Genomic DNA, 17,811 nt, shown 5'->3' with positions numbered 1-17,811 from the left:
ACCGGGAGGGGCGGCCCCGCCGGTGTCAGTCCCGGTGGGCCGTGTCGTACGCCGGGCGCGCCGAGGGCTCCGCGGCCAGCCGCGCGGTGATCACCAGGGTGCCCTCCTCCACCTGGTAGTCCAGCGGCAGCCCGAGGCCCCGCATCGCGGTGACCATGCCCGTGTTGGACGCCTGAGTCACCGCGTACACGCTGTCGCAGTGGGCCTCCCGGGCCATCGCCACCAGCCGCCGCAGCAACTCGGCGCCGACGCCCCGCCGCTGCCAGTCGTCCTCGACCAGCAGCGCGACCTCCGTCTCGTCGCCGTCCCACAGCAGGTGCCCGAGGCCGACGATCCGTCCGGTGGACGTCTGCGCCGCGAGCGTCCGCCCGAAGCGGGGGCTGAGGAGATGGTGGAGGTAGCGGTCGGCGTCGCCGACGGGACCGTGGTAGCGCAGCGTCAGCGTGCGGGCCGAGCAGCGCTCGTGCATCGCCTTGGCCGCCGCCAGCCCACCCGTGTCGATCCGCCGCACGGCGATGTCGTCGCCCGCCGGCAGCGTCAGCGTGTCCTGCCCGTCCGGGAGCCGCGGGCCCAGCCGGGCGTCCAGCTCCACCAGCGCCCGCGCCCGCGCGAACTCGGTGGGAGTGAAGGGCAGATACGGCCGCTCCACGCTGAGCACACCGCCCTCCGGTGCCCGCAGCCGCATGACCGTCTCCTCCAGCACCCCCTCCGCCGGCACCTCCTCCTGGTCACGACCCCGGCCGGGCAGCGATCGGATCGTGCACCGGCCGAGCAACTGCCGCAGCGCCAGCGGAAGTTCCGCCGCGTCCAGTGCCGTACGGGTGGCCAGGCCCAGCACCCGCGTCGGGGCGTCGACCAGATCGTGGGCGTCGGCCCGCTCGATGTACGTGGACGCGCCCCCGGCCGCCGCGACCGCCCGCGTCAGCTCCGCCGCGCTCAGCGCCCCGGGCGCCCGCAGCAGGAACTCGTCCACGGTGCCGTCGGCCAGTGGATGCGTCTGGAGGCTGAGGATGTCCACCCGGTGCCCGGCCAGCGCCGTGCACAGCGCGGCCAGCGAACCGGGCTCGTCCTGGACCGTCGTCCGCATCCGCCACAGCGTGCTGGTCCCGGGCATCCCGTCGGCGCCGTCGCCCGGCCCGGCCGACCGCGCCGTGGCGGCCTGCCGGGCACCGGTATCACCGGCCGGCGGCGGGGGCGGGGCGTGGCCGTGGCACCGTGCCCACCAGGTGTGGAAGGCCGCCGTCGCGGCCAGCGCGAGCGCCGAGATCGCCAGCAGGGCGGGGCCGTCGGGGCCGTGCCCGATCAGGTTCGCCACCCCGTCGGCCACCGCGACGGCGGTGAAGAGGGCGGCCAGTTCCACAAGGTCCCGCCGCCAGTGGTGCACGGGCCGGCCGTGCCGGGCGCGGGTCACATCAGACATATCCGGAGTCATACAACCACTGTGAGGGAAGCGTGTTGCCTGATCACGAACTGATTGTGACCGACAGGTAAAGCATGCTCCGCCCTATTTGTTCCATCTTTTACGACCGCTCCTGCCCGGCTCCTGTCCGAAGCAGCCCGCGGCCGTGCCCGGAGCGGAGGAAACCCCGCCCATCGCGGCAGAGTTGAGGGTGCCGCGCGCCGGGGGATGACGCCGGCGCGCGGCATGGCCCGAAGCGTACGGGAACCCGGTCGGGGAACCGGCGGCCACCGGCCGGCCCGGCCGGGGCGCGGGGTTCCCGGGCCGGTGAACGTGCGTGAGCTGATCGGGTGAACCGGCCCGGAACGGATGGATCGGGGCGGCGCCCGCGCGATAGCCCTGGGACGAGCCCGCGAACGGAGCGGGGAGCATCGGTGGTGGAGGATGATCGTGCGCGTGAAGGCAGTTCTGGTTTCCCTGGCCGTCGCCGCCGCGACGCTGGGTCTCGCGGGATCCGCGCGGGCGGCCGCGTCGGGAGACGTCGTGGTCTTCTCCACCGAGGTGCAGCCGCTCGACGTGTACCACGACCCGGCGGGCTGCCGGCGGCTGCCCGCGCTCGCCCACGTCCTGTCCAACCTCTCGGACCAGCCGGTGCGGATCTACGGCAACCCGTTCTGCCTCGGCCCCTCGCTGGTGGTGCAGCCCGGGTTCGGAACACATGTGCCGGGCGGTGCGGGGTCGTTCTCGGCCTAGCGCCACTCCATCGGATCGTGTCGGGGGAGCGGGGCCGGCAGCGGGCCCCGCGTCCTTCGTCCGGCCCGGTCCGGACGAAGGACCCTAGTCCGCCCTCGGCGCGTCACCCCGGCTCCCGTCCAGGATCACCCGCGCCACCAGCGCCGGGTCGTCGTTCATCGGGCAGTGTCCGCAGCCGGGCAGGCGGATCAGCCGGGCGTGCGGGATGGTCTGCTTGGCGCGGACGCCCTGGCGGCGCAGGAGGAGGCGGTCCCTGCTGCCCCAGGCCACGGTGACCGGCAGGCCGGGCAGCGGGTCGGTGAAGCGGACGGTGCTGCCGGACCGCAGGGTGGCCGTGAAGCCCGTGGCCTCCACCAGCGCTCGGGTCTCGGCCACCACGGCCGCGGGGTCGCGGCGTGCGGGGCGGGCGTAGATGGTGCTCATCAGCGCCGTGCGGCCCGCCGTGCTTCGGCTGAGCCGCTCCACCAGGGGCACCGGCAGCCGCTGCGCGATCCCCCGCATCGCGAGCAGCGTCGCGAAGGCGTACCGCCGCTCGGCCTGCGTCCAGAATCCGGCGGGGGACAGGGCCGTGACGGACCGTACGAGTTTCTCGCGGCCCAGTTCCAGGGCGAGCAGGCCGCCCAGCGAGTTGCCCGCGACGTGCGGGCGCTCCAGCCCCAGCGTGTCGAACAGGGCGCCCAGTACGGTGCTGGTCGTGGGCAGGTCGTAGGCGAGGGCGGGTGACAGCGCGGGGGACGCGCCGAAGCCGGGCAGGTCGACGGTGATCACCTCGCGCTCGGTGGCGAGGATGTCCACCACCGGGTCCCAGGCCTGCCGGTGGTGCCCGATGCCGTGCAGCAGGACCAGCGGCTCGCCGCGCCCCACGCGCGCGTAGGACACGGCCACGTCCTCGGGGTCGCGCGGGGTCGGGACGGTGAAGGAGACGGTGGCGGACATGGGTGCTCCTCGGCTCGGCTGCTGACGGACGCCGTGGACAGCTTGTCAGCGATTGCTACCGACGGGTAGCCCCGGAGCGGCCGTGACCGGACCGCCGTCAACCCGCCCGCCGCACCTCCACGTTGAGGTCCGCGTGCCCGAACACCCGCGACATCCGCAACCACAGCGGCAGATACATCTCGGTCGCCCGCGCCGCCGCGATACCCCCCAGGTCCAGCACCCGCGCGGCCGGCCACCCCAACTCGCCCAGCCACGCCGTCACCCGCTGCTTCGCGGCCGCGTCCTCCCCGCACACGAACATATGGTGCTCGCCCGGCACCCGTCCCGGATCGACCATCACCTTGAAGTTGACGGTGTTCAGCGTCTTGACCACCCGCGCCCCCGGGAACGCCCGCTGGATCCGCTCGCCCATGCTGTCCGATTCCACCGGGTCGAGCCGGGGCAGCCCGCCCTCGAAGGACAGCGGGTTGCAGACGTCGACCAGGATCTTGCCGTCCAGGTGCGCGGCGCCCGCCGCCCGCAGCGCGTCCAGTGCCACCCGCCCGCTCACCGCGTTGATCACCGCCTCGCCCGCCTCCGCGGCCCGCGCGAACGTCCCCGCGTGCGCCCGCCCGGCCACCGCCGTCGCCCACTCCCGCGCCACCGGGTTGTCCGCGGTGCGCGACCCCAGGGTCACCTCGTGCCCCAGCTCCACCAGCCGCCCCGCCAGCGTCCGCCCCACCTCGCCCGTGCCCAGCACCCCGTACCGCATCGCACACCTCCGGCTCACCGGCCGCCGGCCCCCGGCGGTCCGCGCGGTCATTGTGATCCGGCGCGTTCGCGAGCGGCCAGATTCCGAGTGGACAGCGCCGGGGCGTGTCGGATGGGATGAGAGCATGACCGCCGACCCCGCGACCGAGGTCTTCGAGGAACACCGGAGCCTGCTCACCGGCGTCGCCTACCGCATGCTCGGCCGCGTCGCCGACGCCGAGGACGTGGTCCAGGACGCCTGGCTGCGCTGGTCCCGTGCCGACCGCGCGGAGGTCCGCGAACCCCGCGCCTATCTGGTGCGGATCACCACCCGACTGGCCATCGACCGTTTGCGCCAGGCGCAGTCGCGCGCCGAGTCGTACATCGGGCCGTGGCTGCCGGAGCCGTACGTCACCGAGTACGGCGACACCGCCCCCGACGCCGCAGACCGGGCCGTCCTCGCCGACACCGTCTCCCTGGCCGTCCTGGTCGTCCTGGAGTCGCTCTCGCCCCTGGAACGCGCGGTGTTCGTGCTCCGGGAGGCGTTCGGCTTCCCGTTCACACAGATCGCCGCCCTGCTCGACCGCGGCGAACCGGCGGTACGGCAGCTCGCCCGGCGGGCCCGCCGGCACGTGGAGGAGCGGCGGCCGCGCTACGACGTCGACCCCGGCCGGCGCCGCGAGCTGACGGAGCGGTTCCTCGCCGCCGCGTCCGGGGGCGACCTGGACGGACTGATGTCGGTGCTCGCCCCGGACGTCCGGCTGGTCTCCGACGGCGGCGGCAAGGCCAGAGCGGCCCTGCGGATCATGCACAGCGCCGACAAGGTGGCCCGCTTCCTGGCCGCCGTCGCCCCCGCCGCGGGATCACCCGGCCGCACGCTGCGGCTGCTGGAGGCCAACGGCGGCCCGGCCGTCCTGATCCTGTCCGGCGGCAAACCCGACAGCCTCTTCCAACTGGACGCCATGGAGGGCCGCGTGACATCGGTCTACATCCAGCGCAACCCCGACAAGCTGCGCCACCTGGCCGAGCACTGAACCGCATGCGGACCCGAGCCCCCGTCCCGCGACGGGGGCTTTGCCGTGATGTCACCCGGACCACCGCGTGCGAACGCCTCGTGAACGCTGCGCCGCGGCCCCCGCCGCCCGTACGTCCGGGGGCGAGGATTGGTCTTGACCAAGGGTGTCGGCCGCCCTATGGTCGGCAGAGAAGTGCAACAACCTTTAATAAACAAGGGCGCTAAAAACCGCCGCACCACGGCTCTTGCGGAGGACAGGGTGGGGACCACGCAGCTGGATTCGGTGCAGGAACCGAAGTACTGGCATCTCAGGACCGTGCTCAGCGAGGCGCTCGACTCCGAGTTCTCGGTCGGCGAGATCCTGCCCAACGAGCGCGATCTGGCCGCCCGCTTCGGCGTGGCCCGTGCGACGCTCCGTCAGGCCCTCGAACAGCTGGAGCTGGAGGGCCGGTTGCAGCGTCGCCGGGGCGTCGGAACCACCGTCGCGCCACCGCGCGTGGGCGTGGCCGTCGGCGGCGAACAGCACTCCTGGCCCGGCGCCGCCGGGGACGCCTGGCAGGCCGTCGACTGTGCCCAGGAGATTCCGGCCGCGGCCGTCGCCGCCGCCCTGGAGACCGGCGCGGACGAACCCGTGCACACCGTGCGCCGCTCCCGGATGTCGGGCGGCCAGCTGGTCGCCACCGAACTCCTGCACATCCCGGCCGCCTCGGTGCCCGGTCTCACCGCCATCGACGCGCCCTCCGGAGCGGCCCGCGCGCGTGCGGTGCTGCGGGAGCTGCACCGTCTGGACCTGGAGGGCCAGGACCGCGCCGTCGAACTGGGTTCGGCGCGCGCGGACGACGCCCGTGAGCTGGACCGGCTGCCCGGTTCGCCCGTCCTGGTCGTCACCACCCGCTTCACCGTCGAGGGCCGCACCGCCGCCCTCTCCGTGGCGACCTACCGCGCCGACACCTGCCGGCTGACCTTCGGCGACAGCGCCGGCGTGGAGATCCACCACGACCCGGCCCGGCGGGCCTCCTGATCCACGCGGCGGCCCGCCGGGCCTCCGGCTCACCGGCGGTCTTCCCGACCCGTCCTCGCGCCCCGGAACTCATCCGGGGCGCGCACCGGTCGCGCCGGTGCGGGGAAGTGGCGGCCGGCACCATGCACCGGTGCGGGGGAGTCGCGGCCGGCACCATGTCCTCGGCCGTGTGACGCTCCTATGATTCGGGCGACCACGCACCGCGAGGAGACCGTTCCGCCATGAGCCGCATCCAGCCCGCAGCAGAGATACCGGCGCACGAGGAGCTGCGCGTACCCGTGCACGGCGGCGATCTGGCCGTACTGCGCTGGCCCGCCGCCGACCCCGCCGCCCCCGTGGTGCTGGCCCTGCACGGCATCACCGCCAACGGCCTGTCCTGGGCCCGGGTCGCCCACCATCTGACCGGCCGCGTCACCCTGCTCGCCCCCGACCTGCGCGGCCGGGCCCGCAGCAGCGACCTGCCCGGCCCGTACGGCATCGCCGCGCACGCCGACGACATGGCCGCCGTGGCCGCCCGGCTGGCCCCCGGCCCCGTGGTGCTCACCGGCCACTCCATGGGCGCCTTCACCGCCGCCCTGACCGCCGTGCGCCACCCCGGGCTGCCCTCCGCCCTGCTGCTCGTCGACGGCGGAGTGACCTTCCCCGTGCCGGCCGGACCGGAGCCCGACGAGCTGATCGCCGCCGTACTCGGCCCGGCCATGGCCCGCCTGTCGACGACCTTCGAGGACCGGGACGCCTACCGGGCCTTCTGGCGGCGGCACCCGGGCTTCGCCGCCGCCTGGTCGCCCTGGGTGGACGCCTACATCCAGCGCGATCTCGTCGGCGAGGAACCCGCAATGCGCTCCTCCTGCGCGATCGAGGCCGTCCGTGTCGACGGCATCGACCAGCTCGGCGGCGAGGTGGCCGAGGCGATCCACCGACTGCCGCTGCCCGCGCGACTGCTCTGGGCGGAACGGGGCCTGATGGACGAGCCGCAGGGCCTGTACGACGGCGACCGCCTCGCCGCCGCGAAGCTCGACCCCGAGCGGGTCCGCACCCTGCGCGTACCCGGCACCAACCACTACACGATCCTCGTCGGCGACTGTGGCGCCCGGCTCGTGGCGGACCAACTGCTGGCCGGGGCGGGCCTCGCGGCGCCGTAGACGGCGAAGTCCCACGCCCCGGAGGCGTCCTGCCGGGTGTCGTCAGCGGCGCGCCGTCACCGTGCCCTCCACCGCGAACAACTGTTCCTCCACATGGTCCAGGGCCAGCCGCAGCGCCCCGGTGGCCACGGCCGCCTCGCCCAGCGCGGACAGCGCCACCCGGGGCGGCCGCAGACAGTAGCGGGCCAGTTCGCGGCGCAGCGGTTCCAGGACGCCGTCCAGTCCGGCCGCCCAGCCGCCGATCACGACCAGCTCCGGATCGAGCGCCAGCACCAGCGCGGCCACGTCGTGCACCAGCCGCTGGATGAACCGCTCCACGGCCGCCCGCGCCCGCAGATCGCCCTCGCGCGCCAGCGCGAACACCTGGGCCACCGCCTGCTCGTCCAGCGGGTGCAACGGCTCGTCGGTCGTGGACAGCAGGGTTTCCGGGGTGGCCTCCCGGCCCAGCAGGTGCAGCGCCCCGATCTCCCCGGCCGCCCCGCCGAAGCCGCGGTGCAGCCTGCCGCCGATCAGCGCGCCCGCCCCGGGGCTCAGCCCGGCCAGTACGAACACCACGTCGTCGGTGCCGTCCGCCGCGCCCTTCCAGTGCTCGGCGACCGCCGCCGCGTTGGCGTCGTTCTCCACCAGCACCGGACACTTGAAGGAACGGCCCAGCCGCTCACCGAGGTTCAGCCCCGTCCACTGCGGCAGCGCCGTGCTCAGCCGCACCGTCCCGTCGCCCGCCACGATGCCGGGCGTGCCCACGCCCACCGCGCGCAGCGAGTCCCGGGGGACCCCGCAACGCCGCAGCAACTCGGCGACCGTGCCGCGCAGCCGGTCCAGACGCTCGTCCGCCGACGCCGTCTCGGTGACCTCCTTGGCCTGCCGGCCCAGCACCCGCCCGTCCAGGTCCGACAGCAGCGCCGCGACCCGGTGCGGGCCGATCTCCAGGCCCAGCAGATGCCCCGCCTCGGCCCGGAACCGGAACCGGCGGGCCGGGCGCCCCTGCCGGCGTGCGATGCCCTCGTCGGCGGCTCGCTCCACCACGAGCCCCGCCTCGATCAGGCCCTCCACCACGCCCTCGACCGTGGGCCGGGACAGCCCGGTGACCCGCGCGATCTCGGTGAGCGTCGCACAGTCCGTGGCCCGCAGCGCGTGCAGCACCACCGCGGAGTTGATCCTTCGCAGCAGCGAGGGATCGCCGCCGGTCAGCTGCCCCACCGTCCGTCCTCCCAGCTCGCGGGCGTGTTGGCCGGATCGTACTCGTCCCGCACCGCCCCGGCGAGCGCCGGGCTGGGCCGGAGCGGAACAGCCGGCTCAGCGCGGTTCCACGAACCCCGACTCGTACGCCGCGATCACCGCCTGCGTCCGGTCGCGCGCACCGAGCTTGGCCAGTACGGCACTCACATGCGACTTGACCGTCTCCGCACCCACCACCAGCCGGGCGGCGATCTCCGCGTTGGACAGCCCCCGCGCCATCAGCCGCAGCACCTCCGCCTCCCGCCCGGTCAGCCGCGTCCGCGCCGTCCCGGCCCGCGCGGGCCTGCCCGCGCCGTCGCCGTACCGCTCGGCGAGCCGTCGTACCGAGGCGGGGAACAGCAGCGACTCGCCCTCGGCGATCAGCCGCACCGCGTGCACGATCTCGGCGGGCCGGGCCCGCTTCAGCAGGAACCCGTCGGCGCCCGCGCGCAGTGCCTCGTACACGTACTCGTCGTCCTCGAAGGTGGTCACCACGAGGATCTTCGGCGGGTCGGCCACCGTGCGCAGCACCGCGCGGGTGGCCTCGATGCCGTCCAGCAGCGGCATCCGTACGTCCATGGCCACGACGTCGGGGCGCAGCCGACGCACCAGCGGGATCACCGCCGCGCCGTCCGCCGCCTCACCCACCACCTCGATGTCGGGCTGCGCCCCGAGCACGGCCCGCAGCCCCGCGCGGACCAGTGGCTCGTCGTCGACGAGGAGTACGGTGACCGGCATCCGGCCAGACTAGATCACCCCCGATGCCGTCCGGCCCAGCGGTAGTTCCACCCGCACCAGCCACTCGTCCCGCTCCGGGCCGGTGTGCGCGGTGCCGCCGAGCAGGGCGGCGCGCTCCCGTATGCCGCGCAGCCCGCTGCCGCGGCCCGGTCCGGGTATCGGTTCCGGCAGGGCGTTGCGCACCCGCAGCAGCAGCCGGTCGTCGGTGACCGCGACCCGGACCCGCACGGGTACGGCGCCCGCGTGCCGCAACACGTTGGTCAGCGACTCCTGGAGGATGCGGTAGCCCTCGCGCGACACCGGCCCCGGCACCGCCGCGACCGGCCCCGACACCTCGGCGTCCACCGTCGCCCCCGAGGCCCGCGCCGACTCCAGGAGCCGGTCCGCCTCGGCCAGCGTGGGCCGGGCGCTCGCCGGCCGCCCGGTCTCACGCAGCACCCCCAGCACCCGCTCCAGATCGGCGAGCGCGGCCCGGCCGGTCTCCTCGACCGCGCCGAGCGCCCGGTCGGTGAACTCCGGATCGGCCGCCGCGCGCGCCGCGCCCGCCTGCACCACCGCCACCGTCAGCGCGTGCCCGATGGAGTCGTGCAACTCCCGGGCGATCCGGTTCCGTTCGAGCAGTTGCTCGGTGCGCTCCTCCAGCGCGGCCAGTCGCTCGGCGGCCGACGGCCCGAGCAGCAGGCGCGCGCACGCCGTGACCAGCACGCCCAGGCCGACGACCGCGCCGTACAGGGCGAGCAGGGCGACAGGTGAGGCCAGGGCCCAGGCGCGCGCCGGCGGCAGCCGGTCCAGCAACGGCGCCCCGGACGGTACGTGCCCCCACGCGCAGCGCGCCAGCTCGACCGCGGCGACGAGCAGTCGCACCGTGACGTAGCAGATCGTCCAGCCGAGCACCCAGCGCAGCTCCAGCCACCCCACCGTGCGCAGCCGCTCCCGCCAACTCGCCGCCGGGGCCTCGGATATGCCGGAATCCGGTGCGTCGGGCGTCAGCAGCAACCGCGCCTGGACGCCCTCGCCCCGGCGGACGGCCGGCAGCAGTCCGAGCGGGACGAGCACCAGGGCGGGCACCCAGGGGCGCGAGGGGTCGATGAAGAGCCACAGACTCTCCATCAGCATCGGTACCCACAGATGCAGCAGCCGCGTGTACGTCGTCCCGCGCAGCAACGGGCGCAGGAGGCGGACCATGGGCTCATCGTCGCACCCGCCGCCGACAACGGACCTCCCCCGCCCGGGGGAGGCGGTCCCCGCCGGCGGGGGAGGCGCCAACTCCCCTGCCCCGTCAGGCTGAGGTCATGACCAGCATCGACGTACGCGACCTCACCAAGGAGTACGGCGCCCGGCGGGCCGTGGACGGTCTGAGCTTCAGCGTCCGCCCCGGCCGGGTCACCGGCTTCCTCGGCCCCAACGGCGCGGGCAAGTCCACCACCATGCGTCTCGTCCTCGGCCTCGACCGCCCCACCTCGGGCACCGCCACCATCGGCGGCCGGGCGTACGCCGCGCTGCGCGAGCCGCTGCGCCGGGTGGGCGCCCTGCTGGAAGCCGGGGCCGCGCACCGCTCGCGCACCGCCCGCGACCATCTGCGGGCCCTCGCGGCGAGCAACCGCGTCCCCGGTGCCCGCGTCGACGCGGTCCTCGAACGGACCGGTCTCGCCGAGGTGGCCCGGCGCCGGGTGGGCACCTACTCGCTCGGCATGCGCCAGCGGCTCGGCATCGCCGCGGCCCTGCTCGGCGACCCCGAGGTGATCCTGCTGGACGAGCCCGCCAACGGCCTCGACCCCGAGGGCATCGTCTGGATCCGCACCCTGCTGCGCGGCCTCGCCGCCGACGGCCGTACCGTCCTGGTGTCCAGCCACCTGATGAACGAGACCGCCTCCTTCGCCGACCACCTGGTCGTCCTCGGCCGCGGCCGCCTCCTTGCCGACACCTCCGTGCGGCAGTTCATCGACGCCCGGGTCCAGCCCGAGGTCAGGGTGCGCAGCGCCGACGCCGGTGTGCTCGGCGAACTGCTCGCCCGGCACGGCCACGACGCCGTCCGGCATGCGGACGGCGCCTGGACGGTGCGGCACGCCCGCGCCGAGCAACTCGGCCACCTGCTCGCCCGGGAGGGCGTGCCCGTGCTGGAACTGGCCTACCGCGAGGGCACCTTGGAGCAGGCGTACCTCGATCTGACCGCGGCCGAGGCCGAGTTCAGCACCCAGCCCCAGGAGGTCTGACCATGCCGTTCGCCCCGGTTCTGCACGCCGAGCTGATCAAGATCCGCAGCCTGCGCTCGCTCGTCGGTTCGCTGGCCGCGATCGTCCTCGTCACGGCCGCCTTCTCCGCGCTCGCCTCGGCCTCGCCCGAGGAGAACGACCCCGACCCGCTGTTCTCGGCGTTCTTCGGCATCGGCTTCGGACAGATCGCCGCCATCGCCTTCGGGACGACGGCCGTGGCGGCGGAGTTCCGGGGCGGGGCACTGCGGCTGACGCTGACGGCCACCCCGGACCGGCCGCGCTGGTTCGCCGCCAAGGTGGTCGCGATCGCCCTGCCCGTGCTCGTCGTGGGACTGCTCACGGGAGCGGTGACTCTCCTGGTCGGCAAGGCCGTCCTCGGCGCAGCCGGCCCGACCTGGCCCCAGGGGCTGCGCGGCGCCGTCGGCTGCGACCTCCAGCTCACCCTGATGGCCCTGTTCGCCGCGGGCCTCACCGCCGTACTGCGCAGCGGTGTCGCCACCCTCTCGGTCCTGATCCCGTTCCTGCTGACCGTGTCCTTCGTGATCGGCGACATGTCCTCGGGCATCGCCGACTTCCTTCCCGACCGCGCGGGCCAGGTCGCCCTGCACAGCGCCTGGGACGGTCCCCTCGGTCCCTGGTCCGGCCTCGCGGTGTGCGCCCTGTGGGCGGCGGCGGCTCTCCTGGCGGGCGCCTGGTCCGTCAGCCGCAGGGACGCCTGAGCTACTGCTCCGCGGCCAGCCGCAACCGGCCGTACTCCTCCGCCATCGTCGCCGCCGTCCAATGGGCGTTCAGCCCGCTGGGGTTGGGGAGGACCCAGATCCGGGTGTCGCCGATGGTCCGTCGCTGGGGGCCTGTGCGGGCGGTGCGGTCGGCGAAGGCGGCGCGGTAGGCGGTCACGCCGACCACGGCGAGCCAGCGCGGTGCGAGGCGCCGTACCTTCTCGGTCAGCAGCCGGCCGCCCTCGGTGTACTCCTCGGCCGTCAGCTCGTCCGCCCGCGCGGTGGCGCGGGCGACGACGTTGGTGATGCCGAGGCCGTACGAGAGCAGGTCCCGCTGCTCGGCCGGTGCCAGCAGTCGCGGGGTGAAGCCGGACAGGTGCAGCACCGGCCAGAACCGGTTGCCCGGACGGGCGAAGTGGTGGCCGGTGGCCGCCGTCATCAGCCCCGGGTTGATGCCGCAGAAGAGGACACGGAGGCCACCCGCGACCACGTCCGGGACGAGGCGGTCGCGGGCGGCCTCCAGGTCCGCCTTCGAGGGAAGCGGAGTCAGAGGATCGCTCCGGGGGTGTAGCCGGCGGCCTCCGGGCGCTGCTTGACGATCTCCTCGATCCGGCCGACGACCACGGCGACCTGGTCGGCCGCGGCGCCCGTGAAGGACAGCTTGTCGGCCATCAGCGCGGCCAGCTGCGCACGGTCCAGCGGCAGCCGCTCGTCCGCGGCGAGCTTGTCCAGCAGATCGTTGCGCTCGGCACCCTGCTCGCGCATGGCGAGGGCGGTCGCGACGGCGTTCTCCTTGATCGCCTCGTGCGCGACCTCGCGGCCGACCCCGGCGCGCACCGCGCCCATCAGCACCTTGGTGGTGGCGAGGAACGGCAGGTAGCGGTCCAGCTCACGGGCGATGACCGCCGGGAACGCGCCGAACTCGTCGAGCACGGTCAGGAAGGTCTCCAGCAGGCCGTCCAGCGCGAAGAACGCGTCCGGGAGCGCCACCCGGCGCACCACGGAGCAGGACACGTCGCCCTCGTTCCACTGGTCGCCCGCCAGCTCGCCGGTCATCGAGGCGTAGCCGCGCAGGATCACCATCAGGCCGTTGACGCGCTCGCAGGAGCGGGTGTTCATCTTGTGCGGCATCGCCGAGGAGCCGACCTGGCCCGGCTTGAAGCCCTCGGTGACCAGTTCGTTGCCGGCCATCAGCCGGATCGTCCTGGCCAGCGAGGACGGCGCCGCCGCCAGCTGCACCAGCGCGGTGACGGCCTCGTAGTCCAGCGAGCGCGGGTAGACCTGGCCGACCGAGGTGAACGCCTGGGAGAAGCCGAGGTGGGCGGCGATCCGCTGCTCCAGCTCGGCGAGCTTCGCCGCGTCGCCGCCCAGCAGGTCCAGCATGTCCTGCGCGGTGCCGACCGGGCCCTTGATGCCGCGCAGCGGGTAGCGGGCGAGCAGTTCCTCGACGCGGCCGTAGGCCACCAGCAGTTCGTCGGCGGCGGTCGCGAAGCGCTTGCCCAGGGTGGTGGCCTGCGCGGCCACGTTGTGCGAGCGGCCGGCCATGACCAGCTCGGCGTACTCGCCGGCCAGCTTGCCCAGGCGGGCGAGGACGGACACGGTGCGGTCGCGCATCAGCTCCAGGGAGAGCCGGATCTGGAGCTGCTCGACGTTCTCCGTCAGGTCACGGGAGGTCATGCCCTTGTGCACGTGCTCGTGCCCGGCGAGGGCGTTGAACTCCTCGATCCGCGCCTTCACGTCGTGCCGGGTGACCTTCTCGCGCTCGGCGATCGAGGCAAGGTCGACGGTGTCGAGGACCCGCTCGTAGTCGGCGATCGCCTCGTCCGGCACCTCGATGCCGAGGTCCTTCTGCGCCCGCAGCACGGCGAGCCAGAGCTGCCGCTCCAGTTTCACCTTCTGCTCGGGCGACCAGAGCGTGGCGAGCTCGGCGGAGGCGTAGCGTCCGGCGAGGACGTTCGGGATGCGGGGCTTGGCGGGCGCTGAAGTCACGTGTCCAGATTCTACTGGCGGTTTGTGCAGGTCGGCGCCACGCCCCCGTTCGTCGGAAGCTACGAGAGCGCGAGGCCCCCCCGTCACGCCCGCCCCTCGTACGCCTCTCGGGCCCCGTTCGTCCCGTACGGCAGCAGCTCCGGGCGCTTGGCCGGCAGGCCGTCCCCGGAGGAGCGGCCGGTCAGCCGCCTGCCTATCCAGGGCAGCAGGTACTGCCGGGCGAACCGGACGTCCGCCGCCCGCCGGGCCGGCCAGCCCGGCGGCGCGGTGGCCGGCATCGGTGCCTGCCACTCGGTGTCCTCGGGCGGGTAGCCGAGCGTCTGCCAGACCGCCTCCGCGACCCGGCGGTGCCCGTCTGCCGTCAGATGCAGCCGGTCCACGTCCCACAGCCGGGGGTCGCCGAGCGAGGGGGCGCCGTACAGGTCGACGACGAGGGCGCCGTGCTTCGCGGCCAGTTCGTCCACGGTGGCGAACAGCTCCTCCATGCGCGGCCGGAACCGCTCCAGGACCGGGCCCTGGCGGCCGGGGCTGCGCATCAGCACGAGTTTTCGGCAGGAGGGCGCGAGCCGTTCCACGGCCTCGGTCAGCAGCCCGCGCACCCTGCCCATGTCGCACTTGGGCCGCAGGGTGTCGTTGAGCCCGCCGACCAGGGTCACCACGTCGGCGTTCATGGCGGCGGCCCGGTCCACCTGCTCGTCGACGATCTGTCCGATCAGCTTGCCGCGCACGGCGAGGTTGGCGTACCGGAAGCCGGGGGTGCTCGCCGCCATCCGCGCGGCGAGCACGTCCGCCCAGCCCCGGTAGGAGCCGTCGGGCAGCAGGTCCGACATGCCCTCGGTGAAGGAGTCGCCGACCGCGACCAGGCTGGTGTACGGGGGAGGAGTGGGATTCGTCTGCATGGCGTCAGCGATGGTATCCCGGCTCCATACCCAGCGGTCGGTCGGAGTGGGGAACCTGGCGGAACACGGCGGGGCGCGCGCGTGCTCAGGCCGGCTGCCCGAACAGCTCCCGCAGCACGTCCTCCATGGTCACGAGCCCGGCGAGGCGGCCGTCCTCGCCGAGGACGGCCGCCACATGGTTGCGGCTGCCGCGCATCGCGGTGAGCACGTCGTCCAGCGGGGTGTCCGCCTTGACGCGGGCGATGGGCCGCATGTCGCGCAGCTCGAACGGCAGGTCCTGGGGCAGGGCGTCCAGCGCGTCCTTGACGTGCAGGTAACCGACGATCCGGCGGCCCGGATCGACCACCGGGAACCGGGAGAAGCCCGACTCGGCCGACAGCCGTTGCAGCTGCTCCGGTGTGACGCCCACCTGCGCGTACACCACCCGCTCCAGGGGCACCACGACGTCCCGCACCGGGCGGCTGCCCAGCTCCAGGGCGTCGTGCAGCCGCTCCTGCGCCCGGTCGTCGATCAGGCCCGCCTCGCTCGCGTCCTTGACGATCTCGGCGAGTTCGGCGTCCGTGAAGGTCGCCGCGACCTCGCCCCTGGCCTCCACCCGCAGCAGCTTGAGCAGCGTGTTGGCGAACGTGTTCACCGTGAAGATCACCGGGCGCAGCGCCCGGGACAGCGCGACCAGCGGCGGCCCGAGCAGCAGCGCCGCGCGCACCGGCTCCGCGAGCGAGATGTTCTTGGGCACCATCTCGCCCAGCAGCATGTGCAGATACGTCGCCAGGGTCAGCGCGATCACGAACGACACCGCATGGCCCACGCCCAGCGGCACGCCCACCGTGTGGAACACCGGCTCCAGCAGGTGCGCGATGGCCGGCTCGGCGACCACACCGAGGACCAGCGTGCACAGCGTGATGCCGAGTTGGGCGGCGGCCAGCAGCGCGGAGACGTGCTCCAGGCCCCACAGCACGCTCCTCGCCCGCCGGTCGCCCTCCTGCGCGAGCGGCTCGATCTGCGAGCGGCGCACCGAGATCAGCGCGAACTCACCGGCCACGAAGAACGCGTTGACCACGAGGGTGGCCAGTCCGATCAGCAGCTGTACGGCGATCACCGCGCCCCCTCCGTCGTCTTGTCCCCGCGTTCGTCGTCCAGCGGCGCGTGCAGCAGCACCCGTGCGGCGCGCCGGCCGGAGGCGTCCACCACGTCGAGGCGCCAGCCCGCGATCTCCACCCGGTCGCCCACCTCGGGTATCCGGCCCAGCTCGGTGGCGAGAAGACCGGCCAGGGTCTCGTACGGCCCGTCGGGCACCCGGAGCCCGACGCGCGCGAGCTGGTCGGTGCGGGCGGCGCCGTCGGCCGAGTACAGGGCCCGGCCGCTCTCGTCCGCGCCGGCCGGGGCGAGGTCGGGCGTCTCGTGCGGGTCGTGCTCGTCGCGCACCTCGCCGACGACCTCCTCGACGATGTCCTCCAAGGTCGCCACGCCCGCCGTGCCGCCGTACTCGTCTATGACGACGGCCATGGTGCGGCGGCCGGAGAGCCGGTCGAGCAGCCGGTCGACCGTGAGGGACTCGGGCACCAGCAGCGGTTCCCGCATCAGATGCGAGATGCGGCGGTGGCGGCGGTGCTCGGCGGGCACCGCGAGGACGTCCTTGATGTGCACGGTGCCGACGACGGAGTCGAGGTTGCCGCGGAAGACCGGGAAGCGGGACAGGCCCGTCGCCCGGGTCGCGTTCGCCACGTCCTCGCAGGTCGCCTGCTCGTCCAGGGCGATCACCTGGACGCGCGGGGTCATCACGTTCTCCGCGGTCAGGTCGGCCAGGTTCAGCGTCCGGACGAACAGCTCGGCGGTGTCCGCCTCCAGGGCGCCCTGCTTGGCGGAGTGCCGGGCGAGCGCGGCCAGCTCCTGCGGCCCGCGCGCGGAGGCCAGCTCCTCGGCGGGTTCGAGACCGAGCCGGCGTACGAGATGGTTGGCCGTGTTGTTCAGCTGGGAGATGAAGGGCCGGAAGGCGGCGCTGAACCAGCGCTGCGGGGTGCCCACCCGCTTGGCGACGGCCAGCGGCGAGGAGATCGCCCAGTTCTTGGGCACCAGCTCCCCGACGACCATCAGGAACACCGTGGACAGGGCGGTGCCGAGCACCAGCGCCGCCGATCGGGCCGCGCCGCCCGACAGGCCCACGGCGCGGAACGGCCCGGCGAGCAGCTTGGCGATCGAGGGCTCGGCGAGCATGCCGACGACCAGGTTGGTGACGGTGATGCCGAGCTGGGCGCCGGACAGCTGGAACGTCAGGTTCCGTACGGCCTTCAGGGCGCCCGCGGCACCCCGCTCACCGCGCTGCGCGGCCCGCTCCAGCTCGCCGCGCTCGACCGTGGTCAGCGAGAACTCCGCGGCCACGAACACGCCGCAGGCGACCGACAGCAGGATCGCCACCAGGAGGAGGAGCACTTCGGTCATCGGGTCACCCCCGTCCCAGGATCGGACAGGGAACGGCGGGACGCGCGGTGTCGCGGGCCAGGGGGCTCGCCCATGGGTGGACGCTCACTACCTTTCACAGAGGACCGAGTGCTCCCTCCATGGTAAAGGATGGGCAAAGCAATGCCGGGGAGCCTGTGGACGACCCATCGCGTCAGCCGGTCAGCGGCTTCACCCAGCGCCGCCACTGCTCCTGCGGCCCGTACCCGGCCGCACTCCACGCGTACCGCGCCCGCTCGTTGCGCACCAGCACCATCGCGTCGGCGCGCCGCCCGCCGAGGCGTACGAAGCGCTCCTCGGCGGCGGCCAGCAGGGCCGTGGCGATGCCCTGGCGCCGCCGCTCGGGAGCCACCGCGAGCCGGTACAGATGGCAGCGCCAGCCGTCGAAGGCCGCGATCACGGTGCCGACCAGCTCACCGCCCAGCTCGGCCAGGATCAGCGCCTGGGGGTCGCGCGCCACCAGGCGCTCCACCCCGGCGCGGTCGTCGCTGATGCTGGTGCCCTCGGCGGCCGCCCGCCAGAAGGCGAGCACGGTGTCGAGGTCGTCGGGTACGGCGGGACGTATGCGCGGCTCGTTCATACG

The 17,811-nt window shown here is 74.2% G+C and carries 18 protein-coding genes; 6 read left to right on the top strand and 12 right to left on the bottom strand.

Going from position 1 to position 17,811, the window contains the following annotated elements; translation table 11 throughout:
• Positions 1–25 precede the first annotated feature (25 nt).
• Positions 26–1,420 carry a GNAT family N-acetyltransferase gene (locus tag VT52_RS23045; protein ID WP_240509851.1) on the bottom strand — a complete coding sequence of 465 codons (1,395 nt, stop codon included), beginning with the start codon at positions 1,418–1,420 and terminating at the stop codon, positions 26–28.
• Between the two features lie 435 nt (positions 1,421–1,855).
• Here VT52_RS23045 and VT52_RS23040 point away from each other — a divergent pair, with 435 nt between their 5' ends.
• Positions 1,856–2,152 carry a hypothetical protein gene (locus tag VT52_RS23040; RefSeq protein ID WP_240509850.1) on the top strand — a complete coding sequence of 99 codons (297 nt, stop codon included), beginning with the start codon at positions 1,856–1,858 and terminating at the stop codon, positions 2,150–2,152.
• A gap of 84 nt (positions 2,153–2,236) precedes the next feature.
• Here the strand turns inward: VT52_RS23040 and VT52_RS23035 are convergent, their stop codons facing one another.
• Positions 2,237–3,088, bottom strand: coding sequence for an alpha/beta fold hydrolase (locus VT52_RS23035; RefSeq protein ID WP_046424906.1), 852 nt, complete (start codon positions 3,086–3,088; stop codon positions 2,237–2,239).
• A 97-nt stretch (positions 3,089–3,185) separates the two neighbouring features.
• A complete protein-coding gene (locus VT52_RS23030; RefSeq protein WP_046424907.1) occupies positions 3,186–3,839 on the bottom strand; it encodes an NADPH-dependent F420 reductase in 654 nt (217 codons plus the stop codon).
• Between the two features lie 124 nt (positions 3,840–3,963).
• Here VT52_RS23030 and VT52_RS23025 point away from each other — a divergent pair, with 124 nt between their 5' ends.
• The 3 genes from VT52_RS23025 (at position 3,964) to VT52_RS23015 (ending at position 6,995) form a co-directional block, all read left to right on the top strand.
• The gene (locus VT52_RS23025) at positions 3,964–4,851 is read left to right on the top strand and encodes an RNA polymerase sigma-70 factor (RefSeq protein WP_046424909.1); all 888 of its coding nucleotides are present in this window, start codon (positions 3,964–3,966) and stop codon (positions 4,849–4,851) included.
• A 240-nt stretch (positions 4,852–5,091) separates the two neighbouring features.
• Complete coding sequence (locus VT52_RS23020; protein ID WP_046424912.1) at positions 5,092–5,853, top strand: GntR family transcriptional regulator; 762 nt, start codon at positions 5,092–5,094, stop codon at positions 5,851–5,853.
• Positions 5,854–6,074: 221 nt separating this feature from the next.
• Positions 6,075–6,995 carry an alpha/beta hydrolase gene (locus VT52_RS23015; protein ID WP_046424914.1) on the top strand — a complete coding sequence of 307 codons (921 nt, stop codon included), beginning with the start codon at positions 6,075–6,077 and terminating at the stop codon, positions 6,993–6,995.
• Between the two features lie 42 nt (positions 6,996–7,037).
• Here VT52_RS23015 and VT52_RS23010 read toward each other — a convergent pair whose 3' ends face one another.
• The 3 genes from VT52_RS23010 to VT52_RS23000 all read right to left on the bottom strand — a co-directional run bounded on the left by VT52_RS23010 (position 7,038) and on the right by VT52_RS23000 (position 10,136).
• Positions 7,038–8,195, bottom strand: coding sequence for an ROK family transcriptional regulator (locus VT52_RS23010; protein ID WP_046424917.1), 1,158 nt, complete (start codon positions 8,193–8,195; stop codon positions 7,038–7,040).
• Between the two features lie 96 nt (positions 8,196–8,291).
• On the bottom strand, positions 8,292–8,951 hold the full coding sequence (locus tag VT52_RS23005) for a response regulator transcription factor (RefSeq protein WP_046424919.1): 660 nt from the start codon (positions 8,949–8,951) through the stop codon (positions 8,292–8,294).
• A gap of 9 nt (positions 8,952–8,960) precedes the next feature.
• The gene (locus VT52_RS23000; protein WP_046424921.1) at positions 8,961–10,136 is read right to left on the bottom strand and encodes a sensor histidine kinase; all 1,176 of its coding nucleotides are present in this window, start codon (positions 10,134–10,136) and stop codon (positions 8,961–8,963) included.
• Positions 10,137–10,243: 107 nt separating this feature from the next.
• On the opposite strand from VT52_RS23000, the gene VT52_RS22995 reads away from it, so the two are divergent.
• Together VT52_RS22995 and VT52_RS22990 are read left to right on the top strand one after the other, a co-directional pair.
• Entirely contained in the window at positions 10,244–11,164 is a 921-nt protein-coding gene (locus VT52_RS22995; RefSeq protein WP_046424924.1) for an ABC transporter ATP-binding protein, read from the top strand.
• Between the two features lie 2 nt (positions 11,165–11,166).
• On the top strand, positions 11,167–11,883 hold the full coding sequence (locus VT52_RS22990) for an ABC transporter permease (RefSeq protein WP_046424926.1): 717 nt from the start codon (positions 11,167–11,169) through the stop codon (positions 11,881–11,883).
• 1 nt (position 11,884) lies between these two features.
• Here the strand turns inward: VT52_RS22990 and mug are convergent, their stop codons facing one another.
• The 6 genes from mug to VT52_RS22960 form a co-directional block, all read right to left on the bottom strand.
• The gene (mug, locus tag VT52_RS22985) at positions 11,885–12,373 is read right to left on the bottom strand and encodes a G/U mismatch-specific DNA glycosylase (RefSeq protein ID WP_240509849.1); all 489 of its coding nucleotides are present in this window, start codon (positions 12,371–12,373) and stop codon (positions 11,885–11,887) included.
• Between the two features lie 56 nt (positions 12,374–12,429).
• Positions 12,430–13,872 carry an adenylosuccinate lyase gene (gene purB, locus VT52_RS22980; protein ID WP_046424928.1) on the bottom strand — a complete coding sequence of 481 codons (1,443 nt, stop codon included), beginning with the start codon at positions 13,870–13,872 and terminating at the stop codon, positions 12,430–12,432.
• Between the two features lie 83 nt (positions 13,873–13,955).
• Entirely contained in the window at positions 13,956–14,771 is an 816-nt protein-coding gene (locus VT52_RS22975) for an SGNH/GDSL hydrolase family protein (RefSeq protein ID WP_046424931.1), read from the bottom strand.
• Between the two features lie 85 nt (positions 14,772–14,856).
• Entirely contained in the window at positions 14,857–15,870 is a 1,014-nt protein-coding gene (locus tag VT52_RS22970; protein ID WP_046424933.1) for a hemolysin family protein, read from the bottom strand.
• A complete protein-coding gene (locus VT52_RS22965) occupies positions 15,867–17,210 on the bottom strand; it encodes a hemolysin family protein (RefSeq protein WP_046424935.1) in 1,344 nt (447 codons plus the stop codon). Before VT52_RS22965 ends, VT52_RS22970 begins: the two co-directional genes overlap by 4 nt.
• A 172-nt stretch (positions 17,211–17,382) precedes the next feature.
• Positions 17,383–17,808: a GNAT family N-acetyltransferase gene (locus VT52_RS22960; RefSeq protein WP_046424938.1), complete on the bottom strand. Its 426-nt coding sequence runs from the start codon at positions 17,806–17,808 to the stop codon at positions 17,383–17,385.
• Between the last annotated feature and the right edge of the window lie 3 nt (positions 17,809–17,811).

The sequence above is a fragment of the Streptomyces malaysiense genome (assembly GCF_000980885.2).
GTDB classification, from domain to species: domain Bacteria; phylum Actinomycetota; class Actinomycetes; order Streptomycetales; family Streptomycetaceae; genus Streptomyces; species Streptomyces malaysiense.
The sequence above is the reverse complement of the archived record's forward strand: the minus strand, read 5'-3'. Positions and strand labels throughout refer to the sequence as shown.

Coding starts and splice junctions, on each gene's coding strand:
- VT52_RS23045 (WP_240509851.1), bottom strand. CDS start 1,420: ATGTCTGATGTGACCCGCGCCCGGCACGGCCGGCCCGTGCACCACTGG.
- VT52_RS23035 (WP_046424906.1), bottom strand. CDS start 3,088: ATGTCCGCCACCGTCTCCTTCACCGTCCCGACCCCGCGCGACCCCGAG.
- VT52_RS23030 (WP_046424907.1), bottom strand. CDS start 3,839: ATGCGGTACGGGGTGCTGGGCACGGGCGAGGTGGGGCGGACGCTGGCG.
- VT52_RS23025 (WP_046424909.1), top strand. CDS start 3,964: ATGACCGCCGACCCCGCGACCGAGGTCTTCGAGGAACACCGGAGCCTG.
- VT52_RS23015 (WP_046424914.1), top strand. CDS start 6,075: ATGAGCCGCATCCAGCCCGCAGCAGAGATACCGGCGCACGAGGAGCTG.
- VT52_RS23005 (WP_046424919.1), bottom strand. CDS start 8,951: ATGCCGGTCACCGTACTCCTCGTCGACGACGAGCCACTGGTCCGCGCG.
- VT52_RS23000 (WP_046424921.1), bottom strand. CDS start 10,136: ATGGTCCGCCTCCTGCGCCCGTTGCTGCGCGGGACGACGTACACGCGG.
- VT52_RS22995 (WP_046424924.1), top strand. CDS start 10,244: ATGACCAGCATCGACGTACGCGACCTCACCAAGGAGTACGGCGCCCGG.
- VT52_RS22990 (WP_046424926.1), top strand. CDS start 11,167: ATGCCGTTCGCCCCGGTTCTGCACGCCGAGCTGATCAAGATCCGCAGC.
- VT52_RS22975 (WP_046424931.1), bottom strand. CDS start 14,771: ATGCAGACGAATCCCACTCCTCCCCCGTACACCAGCCTGGTCGCGGTC.
- VT52_RS22965 (WP_046424935.1), bottom strand. CDS start 17,210: ATGACCGAAGTGCTCCTCCTCCTGGTGGCGATCCTGCTGTCGGTCGCC.
- VT52_RS22960 (WP_046424938.1), bottom strand. CDS start 17,808: ATGAACGAGCCGCGCATACGTCCCGCCGTACCCGACGACCTCGACACC.